Annotated in this window: 9 protein-coding genes; 4 read left to right on the forward strand and 5 right to left on the reverse strand. The window is 69.8% G+C overall.

The features are described 5' to 3' along the window. Window position 1 precedes the first annotated feature (1 nt). Window positions 2–523: a CarD family transcriptional regulator gene (locus tag ACI3ET_RS14980; RefSeq protein ID WP_405033875.1), complete on the reverse strand. Its 522-nt coding sequence runs from the start codon at window positions 521–523 to the stop codon at window positions 2–4. 145 nt (window positions 524–668) lie between these two features. On the opposite strand from ACI3ET_RS14980, the gene ACI3ET_RS14985 reads away from it, so the two are divergent. Then, on the forward strand, window positions 669–851 hold the full coding sequence (locus ACI3ET_RS14985) for a hypothetical protein (protein ID WP_405033876.1): 183 nt from the start codon (window positions 669–671) through the stop codon (window positions 849–851). A gap of 7 nt (window positions 852–858) precedes the next feature. Then, window positions 859–1,491, forward strand: coding sequence for an RraA family protein (locus ACI3ET_RS14990; protein WP_405033877.1), 633 nt, complete (start codon window positions 859–861; stop codon window positions 1,489–1,491). A gap of 186 nt (window positions 1,492–1,677) precedes the next feature. Here the strand turns inward: ACI3ET_RS14990 and ACI3ET_RS14995 are convergent, their stop codons facing one another. The 3 genes from ACI3ET_RS14995 to ACI3ET_RS15005 all read right to left on the reverse strand — a co-directional run bounded on the left by ACI3ET_RS14995 (window position 1,678) and on the right by ACI3ET_RS15005 (window position 6,764). Beyond that, window positions 1,678–3,207, reverse strand: a complete 1,530-nt coding sequence (locus tag ACI3ET_RS14995; protein WP_405033878.1) for an ATP-binding protein — start codon at window positions 3,205–3,207, stop codon at window positions 1,678–1,680. A gap of 349 nt (window positions 3,208–3,556) precedes the next feature. Further along, window positions 3,557–4,003 (reverse strand): hypothetical protein, encoded by a 447-nt coding sequence (locus ACI3ET_RS15000; RefSeq protein WP_405033879.1) that lies wholly within the window; start codon window positions 4,001–4,003, stop codon window positions 3,557–3,559. Window positions 4,004–4,055: 52 nt separating this feature from the next. Next, window positions 4,056–6,764, reverse strand: a complete 2,709-nt coding sequence (locus tag ACI3ET_RS15005; protein WP_405033880.1) for a LuxR C-terminal-related transcriptional regulator — start codon at window positions 6,762–6,764, stop codon at window positions 4,056–4,058. Window positions 6,765–7,093: 329 nt separating this feature from the next. Between ACI3ET_RS15005 and ACI3ET_RS15010 the strand changes: the two genes are divergently transcribed. Both ACI3ET_RS15010 and ACI3ET_RS15015 read left to right on the forward strand, forming a co-directional pair. Next, window positions 7,094–8,986, forward strand: coding sequence for a potassium transporter Kup (locus ACI3ET_RS15010; protein WP_405033883.1), 1,893 nt, complete (start codon window positions 7,094–7,096; stop codon window positions 8,984–8,986). A 637-nt stretch (window positions 8,987–9,623) separates the two neighbouring features. Then, window positions 9,624–10,832 (forward strand): vanadium-dependent haloperoxidase, encoded by a 1,209-nt coding sequence (locus ACI3ET_RS15015; protein WP_405033881.1) that lies wholly within the window; start codon window positions 9,624–9,626, stop codon window positions 10,830–10,832. 182 nt (window positions 10,833–11,014) lie between these two features. Here the strand turns inward: ACI3ET_RS15015 and ACI3ET_RS15020 are convergent. Then, window positions 11,015–11,874, reverse strand: an 860-nt coding sequence (locus ACI3ET_RS15020) for a fibronectin type III domain-containing protein (RefSeq protein ID WP_405033882.1), incomplete at its 5' end; no start/stop codon positions are given.

Below are 11,874 nucleotides of genomic sequence, written 5' to 3' on the forward strand. Positions count from 1 at the left end.
GTCAGCTCGCCGGGGACAGCGCCGTCGGGAACGCGACGTCCTTGCCGAGGATGAGACCGTCCAGGAGCTCCTCGGCCTGCACGTCGGTGAGGGACATCGACTCCACGAGCTCGCCGAGGATAGGTCTCCGGGCAGCCCTGAGGAGGTCCTTCTCGGCGGCGGAGATGCCGCCGTCCTCAGCCCTGCGGACCAGGTCGCGCACGGCACCGGCGATGACCATCAGCTCACCGGTCAGCACCTTCTCCTGGTTGGCCTTCATCCGCCGGGACCACTGCTTCTCGAAGGGCTCGCTGGGCGCCCGCAGCACCTCGGCCAGGCTCGCCAGCTCGGCGGCCCCGAACACCGGTCGCAGGCCGACGTCGTCGACCCCCTCCGCCGGGACGGAGAGCACCAGATCGGTCCGCTGGACGCGCAGCTCGACGTACTCCCGCTCCACCCCTTTGAGGGTGCGGGTGACGACGCCCGTGACGACGCAGGGGCCGTGGTGGGGGTGGACGACGAGCTGACCTTCGGTGAACTGCATACAGGCGACCTCTTGCTCCCAGGGTGGCGCTCGCGCGAGGCGAGGTGACGTCCCATTGTCCCAGATCTCAGGAGGTGCCAGGGGCCTCGGGCGGCGCGGTCGCCGCAGTGGCTACGCTGGGACAGTTCCAGGCGAGGAGGACACGATGACCACCGGACTCTGGCTCAGTCTGGGCGCGGAGAAGCCTGAGCGGCTGATGACCTGGCTCGAGGAAGCGGGCTTCACGGAACGGGCCGTCTACCGCGACCAGGACGACGGCGGACGATCGGCGGCGGTGCGCGATCCTGAGAGCAACATCTGGTCGCTGGGTACCTACGAGGGCGGGTGAGAGGGCGATGGGAACCGACGACCCGGGGGCGGCACGGCAGCGGGCCCTGACGCTGGGGTGCGCCCCCCTCGTCGACGCGATGGCCCGCAGGCACGGCCATCGGGCGCACCTGCCCGCACTGACGAGCCCCCGCCCGCCCCGGGTCCTGTTCGGGCCGGTGGTGACGCTGGCGTTCCTGCCGACGCGTGCCGGGCTGGCGGGCGGTGAGCCCGCGTTCGGCGCGGTCGCCGCCGACGCGCTCCGGGACGGACCGTCGGGGGCGGTGCTGGTCCTCGGCAGCGGCGGGTACCCCTTCGTCTCGCACGCCGGCGGCACCAAGCTCGCCCAGGCGGCCGCCGCAGGGGCGGCCGGCCTGCTCTGCGACGGTCTGCTGCGCGACTTCGGCGAGCTGGTCGCGCTCGACCTGCCGGTGTGGTGCCGCGGGGAGGCGGTCCGCTGGGGAGGCGACAGCGTGATGCCCTTCGCCGCCAACGCGCCGGTCGAGGCGTTCGGGGTGACGGTGGTGCCCGGCGACTGGGTCTATGTCGACAGCGCGGGCGGCGTCGTCGTCCCGGGCACGGATCTGGACGCGGTGCTCGACGAGGCCGAGCGCGTGGTGGCCGAGGACGTCGCGGAGCTGGAGCGGCTGCGCGGTCGGTAGCGCCCGCTCACCCCGCCGTGCGGCGATTCGCGACTGAACATACGAGGTGCCTCACGACGTGATGCCCACGCAACCTCAGGCGTCCTGACGCCCTGGGTCAGGGCGTCCTGGTGGCAGGAGATGAGATGTGGGCTTCCGTCGACGAGGACGACCCCGGTTGCCCCGGGATCCCCCTTGCTCGCGCGGTCATCTGGGGTCGGCCCAGGTGGGCGGGATGTCGGCTCCGCCCTCCTGGGTGACACGCTCGCCCATCCGGACGTACGCGGGCCGCCGGAGGATCTTGCCCGCCACGAGCGCCTCCCCCATGGCGAACGTCGTCGCACCTGCCATGAGTCCCTCGGGCACGAACGAGAAGATCCCGCTCAGCTCGGCCAGATCGTCGTGCGAGTTCATCCTCATCAGAAACAGGTTGTCACACTGGGACACGACGTTCTTGTGCACCTTGTGCGGTCGTTGGGTGGAGGTCAGCAGATAGAGGCCGAACTTGCGCCCCTCGGCCGCGATCTGGATCGCCGTCTCCGTCGACAGCGCCGACACGGCATCCCCGGGCTGTGCCGGACAGACATTGTGCGCCTCGTCGACGACGATCAGCCGAGGACGGCGTGTGGCCCTCGTCTGCCACAGCGCCGAGAGGACGGCCTGCGCAACGAGCCGCTGCTCCTGCGGGGTGCCCAGGGAGCCGAGGTCGACCACGGTGCAGCGCGCGGTCGACCCGCAGATCTCGTCCACGATCGAACGCTGCTTGCGGGACCACAAGCCCCAGTCGAGCACGCCGAGGTTCCTCGCGCGCACGCCGAGGCTGCGCGCGCCCGGGGTCTCCGCCTGGAGGAGCTGTTCGAAGCCGGTCACCAGCGGACGGTCGTGCTCCTGTTCCCGGAGAAGGTCCCGCAGCACGGCGTACTCGTCGAGGTCGGCAATGGGGTCGAGCCCCAGGACCGCAGCCTGGGCCTCTGGATCCAGGTCGGAGAAACGAAGTCGCAGAGGCTGGTCGGCCGTAGGTCCGTCACCCCAGACGGTGATGTCGTCGACCACCCGCGCGAAGCGATCGGCCAGTTCGGGATCGGCTCCGTCACGAAGACTGGCGAGCCGGACGTAGTCGGAGTTCGGGTCGAGGACCACGACCGGCAGGGCGGTCTCGGCCAGGACCCGCTCGAGCAGAAGCCCGAGCGCGTAGGTCTTGCCCGACCCCGACTGACCACACATGAAGGTGTGACGGTCCAGCCCGCCACTGTCCAGCACGGCAGCCACGCCCGGGGCCCTGAGCAGCTCGCCCACGGGTAGAGCAGCACGCCCCGGTCGCGCCCGTGCGAGCCACTCCACCACCTCGTGCGGAAGCGCGGGACGCACCGTCGCGTCGTGGAAGCCGTTCCCGTCCGAGTCGAGCAGTGTGCCCTCCCCACGAGCCATGCGGATGACCACGTCCGTCCCGACCGCAGCCAGTCCCTCCGCTGCTGCCCGCTCCGATGCGACGCTGAGGTCAGTGATCTGGCCAAGGCGTTCGGGGCCGTCGCCCCCGAGGACGATGTACCCGCCGCGCCTGAGTGCCAGGCCGTACAGGGATGCCTGGAAGACGAACGAGACGCCGTCCACCGAGGTGGCGAGGGGAAGAACCAAGCGCTCGACCTGTTCGCGGACGGTCCGGTACGCGGAGAGCCGCTCGGTCAGCGTGGCCTCCCGGTCGTCGCGCGCGGGCGAGGGGGTGGGCATGGCGTTCATGACGGGGGCCGCAGAGGTGCCAGGTTCGGGAATCGCCGGAAGACGGCGAGACCCACCAGGCCGGGACCGGCGGCCGCAGCCGGCGTCGCGGCCCCCGCCGACGAGGTCCGAACGTTCACAGGGTGATCCTCTCTGCTCCGGTCAGACGAGTTCCTTGTCCTTGGGCCGGTCGTACTCCGGTCGCGAACTGACACCGTCGTCGAGGAGGACCTGGGCCCGGCGACATCCCGTTCCTCTGTCGGTGCGGTGCCGTCGATGCTTCGAGTGTCCGGTCAACCGGGTCAGCGCCACCTCACCCAAACCGGGTGGCGTGATTCTCCTTCAGCCAGATGAGAGCGTCCCGGCGCGCTCAGTCAGGGGGCTCGTGAAGCGACCTGCGCACGGTCGCGCGTGCGAAGAGCAGTGTGATGACCAGCAACGTGACGGGGATGAAGCCACCGAGGCTGACCGCGTCGCCGAAGACGAGGTCTATCAGGGCGAGGACGACCAACTTGCTCCCGGCCGCGACAACCCACAGCATGAGGAAGGACGCCGCCTTGGCACGGCGAGTTCGTGCGGAGCGGAGCCGGGTGACCACCGCGCCCTTGAGAAGAAGGACGACCTCCAGCACGACCTTGAGAAGCACGGCCGTCAGCAGCGACAAGGTGAAGGTCTCGCTGATGACGGAGGGCAGGTACTCGACAGCCAGGTTGAGGACGACGACGTAGACGAAGACGTCGATGATATCGACCGTTCTCCTCCGCAGCCATCCCTGGGCTGTTCTGACAGGACCGCCTCGTCCGGTTTCACTCGTCACACCTTCATCCTCCCGCCATCACGACGCTGGTTCGAGCAGGACCGTCGCGTGCTCACGACGGCTCCGGCAGGAGCCCGAGTCGTCGGGCGGCGCGGACCGCCTCGCGCCGGCTGCTGACCTCGAGCTTGCGGTTGATCGTCTTGAGGTGCTGCTTGACGGTGTTGACAGAGATGCTGAGCTCGTCGGCGATCTCGGGGTTGGTGCTCAGGGTCGGGAGGTAGGCGAGGACGGACAGCTCTCGCTCGGTGAGCGCCACCGGCCCGGTGACGTGGGTCGTGCGTCCGTGGCCTGCACCGATGCCCTGGTCGATCCGGGTGAGCACCCGTTCGGCGAACGGCCGGTGGGTACCCAGCACGTCGAGGTGCCGCCGCAGGAGGAGGGGCAGCCGGTCGTTCCTGCGAAGGAAGCCCTGGATTGCGTCCTCAGCCGCTCCGTGCGCGAGAGCCCGGCCCAGGGACTCCATCGCCGATGCATCCTGCCGGAGTCGGTCCTGGGCGAGCGCAGTGACGAGCCACGCCTCGCTGCTGATGACACCGTCCGCCTGGAGCAGTGGTGCCACGGCGTCCTCGCAGAGGTGGGTCCGCCCGGTCGCCAGCAGGACATGGGCGCGGGTGATCGCGACGGGATCCTGCTCCGTCCCGTACTCCTCACCGAGGTCGGCGAGGTGGGCATCGAGCTCCGCGATCACCGCGGCAGCACCCTGGGCGGCGCCGGCGGCGAGCTGGATCTCCGCGTCCAGGGCCCCGCGCATGATCGTGATGAGGGTCAGGCGAGGTCGCTCCGCGACCCACCGGTCGACACTGGCCAGCGCGCGTCGTGCACGTGGGAGGTCGCCGGCGGTGAGCGCGCTGCGCGTCGCCACCAGGTCCATCACCGCGCCCAGGAACGGGTCGCGCACCCCGATCTGCGTCTGACGAGCGAGCGTGAGACAGCGTTCTGCCTCGAGCAGGTCCGCCCGGTACAGACCACCGATCGCCAGCACGAGCCAGGCCGCGCCGGACTCGTACGACTGGCTCCACCCGCTCACGCGCGCGGCCTCCAGCACCGTCTCGGCCCGCCGCAGTCCCTGCTGGACGTGACCTCGAGACATCTCGGACAGCGCGAGGAGGCCGCCGTGGTAGACCTGCGCGTACACCCCCAACGTCCTGTTGTCGACACCGACGACGACGCTGCGCAGGAGCTCCTCGGCCCGGCCCGGTCGGCCCCGCCACAGCTCGCCGACGCCGATCATGCTCGTGGCGACGCCCTGCAGCTGGGGCAGGGCCTTGCTCGCCGACGGCGTCAGGCGCTCGGAGAGCCCCAGCGCGTCCTGGGCCGCGGACAGCATGAGGTGGGGGTCGCCCTGGCGTCGGGCCTGGGCGGTCAGGAGCAGCCGCTGCACGATCGTGGCGATATCCTTTCGCGGCTCGGGGAGCACCGCCAGGCCCGGCCCGGCCCGCCGGATCCAGGTCAGGGTCGCCTCGTCGTCCCCCACCCCGTAGGCAGCGAGCGCGTGACAGAGCTGGCGCTCGGGATCGCCGGGATGGGCAGGGGCACCCGTGAGCGGCGCGAGCACCTGCGCAAGGCGGACCCGCTCAGGCGTGAACACCAGCACGGCGGCCGAGCGGAGCGCGAGCTGGGCGGCGAGGTCGTCGTCCCCTCCGAGCGTCGCGTGGTGGAGCGCCTCGAGCCACTCCCCCGAGTCCTCGAACCAGTGCTGTGCGCGCCGGTGCAGGTCGGCCGCCTGGTCGGGGCTGGCGGCTCGGAGCCGGGCGCGCAGCATCTCCAGGAGCATGGGGTGATAGCGGTACCACCCGGTGTCCTCCAGCGCCGAGACGAGGACGTTGTCCGCGACGAGAGACTCCAGCACCGCGCCTGCGGACTCCTCATCGGTGAGGGCGCGCGCCAGGGGCGCGCAGACCCGGTCGGCGACGCTCGTCCGGAGGAGGAAGTCGGCCCGGTCCGGCCCCAGCCCCGCGACGACCTCCTCCAGGAGGTAGGCGGAGACCAGCGCGTGCCGTCCGCTGAACCGGGTGACCACGGCGGTGGGGTCGCTCGCCGGCTCGATGGCAACGGTCGCCAGGCGCAGCCCGGCTGCCCAGCCCTCGGTGGTGGCCATGAGGTGGTCCAGCGCACCGTCGGGCAGTTCGAGACCGCTCGCGTGCAGAAGCTCGGCGGCCTCGTTGGGGGTGAACGCCAGCTCGGCCGCTCGGAGCTCACCAAGATCGCCGGACAGGCGCAGCCGGTGCAGGTGCAGCGGAGGATCGTGGCGAGAGATCAGGACGAGACGGTGCCGGCGGGGCAGGCACCTCTGCAGCGCCTCGAGCGCCTCCAGCGCCTGGCTCCCGGCGAGCTCGTGCACGTCGTCGAGGACGAGCACGAGCTGGCTGCTCACTCCCGCCAGCGCGGCCGCGAGACTGTCGACGAAGTGCTGGTTCGGCCGAGAGGGCACCACAAGACCGGCGACCTCCTCGGAGTCGACGACCCGCTGGAGGGCCCCCACGACCGTGAGCCAGTAGCGGTGCGGGTCGCCGTCAGCGCGGTCCAGCGACGCCCACGCGACCACGACCGGGCCCTCGCGCGAGGCGAGCGACCTGCTCCACATGGCGACCGCATACGTCTTGCCCGTCCCACCCGCCCCCGTCACGAGCGTGACGTGATGCCGCTGGATAGCTTGCTCGAGCCGGGTGGTGAGGCGGGATCGCTCGACCGCGTCCTCCGCGGGCGCCGGGACCGAGAGACGGGAGTCGTGAAACGCAACCGGAGACAGCTGGGCCGACACGCGTCCTCCTCTGCTCTGGTGGCCGTAGGCCACCTGTGCTCCCACGCTACCGGAGAGCGCCGTCCTTCCTCACGGATCCCGTTGTGCGGAAGAAGACCGACCGAACGACCGCGATCATCGACGACCGCGACCAGCTGCCGCCATGTCCGGGTGGCGGGCACCGCGTTCGCGACGACCATCCACGCAGCGGCTGTGACAGGTCCCCTCCGAGCAGCGGAAATGCCCTTCGCACCTGGTGGCCGCGGGCCCCGACGGGACGGGTCCACCAACTGGCGAGTGATGAACCGGGACCGTCCTGGGTGGGCGTAGCATCGCTCTCCGTGAGCAAGATGGGCCACGGCCGTCGCAGTGCACGGGGGGCGCTGGTACTGGCCGCACTGGGCGTCGTCTTCGGTGACATCGGCACCAGCCCGCTGTACGCGATCAAGACCGTCTTCGCCCTCAACGGTGGCATCGTCGAGCCCACGAGGGCGAACGTGTTCGGCGTCGTCTCCATGGTGTTCTGGGCGATCACCATCATCGTGTCGGCCAAGTATCTGCAGTTCATCCTGCGGGCCGACAACGACGGTGAGGGTGGCGTGATGGCACTGGCGCACCTTGCGCACCGCTCGGTCCGTCCGGGTGGGCGGTGGTTTCGGGTGGCCGCGCTGCTGGGCGTGTTCGGCGGCTCGCTGTTCTTCGGCGACAGCCTCATCACCCCGGCGATCTCGGTGCTGTCGGCGGTCGAGGGTCTGGAGGTGGCCGCGCCGGGTACCGGGTCCTTCGTCCTGCCGATCTCGGCCGTGATCATCGTCGGGCTGTTCGCCGCGCAGCGTTACGGCACCCACCACGTCGGCCGGTTCTTCGGGCCCGTCATGGTGCTCTGGTTCCTCGTCCTGGCGGTGCTGGGGCTTGTCCACGTCGTCCAGGACCCCGAGGTGCTTGGGGCGCTGTCCCCGCACCACGCCGCGGCCTTCGTGTACAACAACCCACTGATCGCCTTCGTCGCGATGGGTGCCACAGTGCTGGTCATCACCGGCGCTGAGGCGCTCTACGCCGACATGGGCCACTTCGGCCGGGTGCCGATCATGTGGGCGTGGTTCGCGCTCGTCTTCCCCAGCCTGACCTTGAACTACCTGGGGCAGGCCCAGCTCATCATGCGGGACAGCCACGAGATCGCCTCGCCGTTCTTCCACCTGGCGCCGGCCTGGGCACAGCTGCCGCTCGTGACCCTGGCCACCCTCGCCACGATCATCGCGAGCCAGGCGGTGATCTCCGGCGCCTTCTCCGTGGCCCGGCAGGCCGAGCGGTTGGGTTACCTGCCCCGCCTGACCGTCAAGCAGACCAGCGAGGAGGCCGGCGGGCAGATCTACATCGCCAGCGTCAACTGGTTGCTCTTCGCAGGGGTCATCGTTCTCATGCTCACGTTCCGCGAGTCCGAGCGGCTGGCCACCGCCTACGGGGTGGCGGTCACCACCGACCTGATGCTGACCACGGCCCTGTTCTGCGTCTACGCACTGGCGGCGCTGAAGTGGCGGCCGTGGCAGGTCGGGCTGTTCGTCCTGGTCTTCGGCAGTGTGGAGGTGGCCTTCTTCTCGGCCAACATCGCCAAGGTCCTGCACGGTGGCTGGCTGCCGCTGCTGGTCGCGGCGGTCATGGCCACCGTGATGACGACCTGGGCACGCGGGCGCGACCTCGTCACGGCCCGACGAGAGAAGATCGAAGGGCCCCTCCTCGACTTCCTGAGCGAGGTGCAGGACGACGCGAAGATCCTCCGCGTCCCGGGCACGGCAGTCTTCCTGCACCCCAACAAGCGGACCACCCCGCTGGCCCTGCGGGAGAACGTGCAGTTCAACCACGTCCTGCACGACGAGGTGATCATCGTCACCACCGAAAGCGTCAACGTCCCGCACGTGCCGGACCACGAACGAGTGCTGATCGACGATCTCGGCGACCCGTACGACCACGTCACCCACGTCACGCTGCGCTACGGGTTCTCCGACCACCAGGACGTACCCGCGGGCCTCGCTGTCGCACGGGGCCAAGAGGGACTGGACATCCCCCTGCAGGAGCTCACGTACTTCCTCTCCCGGATCACCGTGCACCGCAGCGACCGGCCAGGCATGGGACAGGCCCGCAAGCAGCTCTTCGGCTGGCTGGCCCGCAACGCTGCCGACCCGACCCACTACTTCTCGCTCCCCATCGGCCGCACCGTCGTCCTCGGAGCGCGGATCAACTACTGAGGCACCACGTCGATCTCGACCCGCCCGCCCACCGCCTACGCCGCCGGAGCCGGAGCCACGACCCGACTGCGCGGGGCGTCCCGAGCACCGGTTCTCCGGGGTCTGATACGGGGCTCGACCCCGGTGGCGTTGCTCGACGTGACCGGCACGGTGCACCTTCCCCTCAGGCCCCGAGCCTGGCCGGCGCCTGCTGCGAGGATGGGCGAGGGCTCCATGCCAACGTCGCGTGCACAGACCCTCGCGCAGGTCTTGCCCCCCAGCTGCTGATGAGTCAACGGCAGGGTGGGGTACAGGGAGACCGCGACCGGGGCGAAGGACACCCAGGACGGGCCACGATGGCCGGTCGAGCGTTGGAGTCGCCGAGGCGATCGGTGTGACCCGTATCACCACTTGCCGCTCGTGGATCTTCTTTGCGGGACCAAAGGGCCAGGTTTATGCTGATCTCAAGGCACCGAGAGGGGTGTGCCCAACCAGTCGGAGGTGCGCTGTGGCCAGCGTGACGCGTCGCGGTTTTCTAGGTGGCGTTCTCGTGGCAGGAGCAGGTGCAGGGTCATCCGTTGCCCCCGCCTTCTCAGCCCCCAGGCCCGCCCCGAGTGCGGTCTCGGGCGCCCCCGGCGATGTGGCGATCCAGTGGAACATGATTGCCCAGAACGCCCTCCAACCTGCGATGGCGCTGCCGGCCCCCACCACCATGGCCACGATGCCCGGCATGTCCGGGATGTCGATGCCGCGGGCATTCGTGATCCTCTCCTACGCCCACGCGGCGATGTACAACGCAGTGGTCGCGATCGAGGGAGGCTACGAGCCCTGGATGGTCGCGACCGCCGCTCCAGCGGGAGCGTCCGCGCCGGCAGCGGCGGCCGCGGCCGTCCACGCCGTGCTCGTGAAGCATCTGCCCGACCAGAAGGACATGCTCGACATGGAGCTCTGGGACACGCTGAAGGCCCTAGGCTCCGCAAGTGGGGACAGGGCCAAGGGGACGGCGGTCGGCCGGGCGGCGGCCCAGGCGGTCCTGACCCTGCGGGCCGACGATGGACTGGACGCCCCGGCCACCTACGCTCCCGCCCGCGCCGCCGGAGTCTGGGAGCCGTTCCCCACGCCCACCACGCCGCCACTCGACCCGTGGGTCGCCACGCTGAAGCCGTTCGTGCTGACGACGCCGTCCCAGTTCCGCCCCGGGCCGCCGCCGACCCTCGCGAGCCGCACATACGTGTCGGACCTCGGGGAGGTTCGGCTGATGGGCGCGCTGACCAGCACCGCGCGCACCGAAGGGCAGACGGAGATCGCCCGGTTCTGGCAGACCAACGGCGTCATCCAGTACAACGAGATGTTCCGCGCGGTCGCGCAGCAGCGCGGGCTGGGACTGCTGGAGGCATCCCGGTTCTTTGCCATGGGCAACCTCATCGGGACCGACTCGATGGTTTCCGCCTTCGATGCGAAGTACCACTACGGCTTCTGGCGGCCGTGGTCTGCGATCCGGCGGGCGGACGAGGACGGCAGCGCCAAGACGGTCCCGGACCGTGCGTGGATGCACCTCGCGATGCTGCCCAACCATCCCGAGTACGTGGCAGCCCACACCACCTTTGCGTCTGCGATCGCGGAGATGCTGACCGCGTTCCTCGGGACGAGCAGAATCGGCATCTCGCTCACCAGCACCACCACCATGGTTGCCCCGACGAAGACTTACACCTACGCCACCGCGGAGGATCTGCGGAGCCAGGTCATCAACGCGCGCACCTGGGGTGGGCTCCACTACCGCAACTCGTCCGTCGTCGGGAACGACGTCGGCCGGCGCGTGGCCGTCCACGCCCTCAAGAACCACTTCCTACCGGCGGCGCGCCGCTGAGACGCGACCCGCAAGGCAGTCTGCGTCGCTCGCGGAGGCTTCCCGACGAACGGGCCGAGCACTCATACCCTGCGCCGCAGGACCGCCAAGGCCAATGGCCCGGGTAACGCAGCGGATCACGGATCCTTCGACTCGACCCGGAGGACGTTGATCGCCTGATGACTCGCAAACCGACGGCTGGATCATGGCTGCGCTTCCTTGGCAGGATCGGGCAGCACGAGGTCGATGACGCCATCGACTCCCATGATGCCGGTGCCACCGGACGGGAGCGGGACGGTGTTGGACCAGCCTGACTGGGTGGTGTCACTGAAGGCATGCACCCGGTAGAGGTAGGCCACTCCGGAGGTGACGGTCTGCGTGAAAGTCGTGGTGTCTGGACCCACCGTGGCGTTCACGAGGTTGGTGCCGTCGCTGTTGGTGCGCTGGATGAGGAACCCGGTCTCGTTGTCCGAGTTGTCCGTCCAGCTGAGGTTCACCGTGGAGGTCTTCCTGTTCTTCACGCTGAGAGTCCCGGTGAGGGCGGTCGGAGCATCGACCGGGTCGCCCACGACCTGGCCGGTGCCACGGCTGTCGACCGTGATCGTCGGGAAGCCACCTCCTGGGGGGAGGTTGTTGAACGCCGGGTCCGAGTAGTCCCAGGTGTCTCCGACCGTGTTGATCGCGTACACCTGGTACTCGTACAGGGTGTTCGTGCTGCCGATCGGGTCGATGTACTGAGCCGGACCGGTGGCGGCGCCGGTCTCGGTGGTCGCCGTGGACAGACTGGTCAGGTTGACCCGGTCCTCGGTCTGGACCATGGCGATCTGCGACCACGGACCCGTGGAGCCCGCGACGCGCCGTTCGACGACGAAGGCGGTCTCGTTCTTCGAGTTGTCCCGCCAGGTCACCGTGTTGATCCGGTTCCTGCCGCTGCCGGACGGCACGAACAAGATATCGGTCGGCGCCGACGGGTTCACCGCCACGGCCTGGGATCGCATCATGTCCATCTCCTCGTGGCTGAGGATGTGGCAGTGGAGCACGTACTCCCAGCCGAAGTTGACGT

It is taken from the genome of Ornithinimicrobium jinqii (assembly GCF_045032595.1).
Taxonomy (GTDB): Bacteria; Actinomycetota; Actinomycetes; order Actinomycetales; family Dermatophilaceae; genus Ornithinicoccus.

What these genes read in the sequence shown, in the direction of transcription:
- ACI3ET_RS15010 (WP_405033883.1), top strand. Translation starts at nt 7,094, where the DNA reads ATGGGCCACGGCCGTCGCAGTGCACGGGGGGCGCTGGTACTGGCCGCA.
- ACI3ET_RS15015 (WP_405033881.1), top strand. Translation starts at nt 9,624, where the DNA reads ATGATTGCCCAGAACGCCCTCCAACCTGCGATGGCGCTGCCGGCCCCC.
- ACI3ET_RS14990 (WP_405033877.1), top strand. Translation starts at nt 859, where the DNA reads ATGGGAACCGACGACCCGGGGGCGGCACGGCAGCGGGCCCTGACGCTG.
- ACI3ET_RS14985 (WP_405033876.1), top strand. Translation starts at nt 669, where the DNA reads ATGACCACCGGACTCTGGCTCAGTCTGGGCGCGGAGAAGCCTGAGCGG.
- ACI3ET_RS14980 (WP_405033875.1), bottom strand. Translation starts at nt 523, where the DNA reads ATGCAGTTCACCGAAGGTCAGCTCGTCGTCCACCCCCACCACGGCCCC.
- ACI3ET_RS14995 (WP_405033878.1), bottom strand. Translation starts at nt 3,207, where the DNA reads ATGAACGCCATGCCCACCCCCTCGCCCGCGCGCGACGACCGGGAGGCC.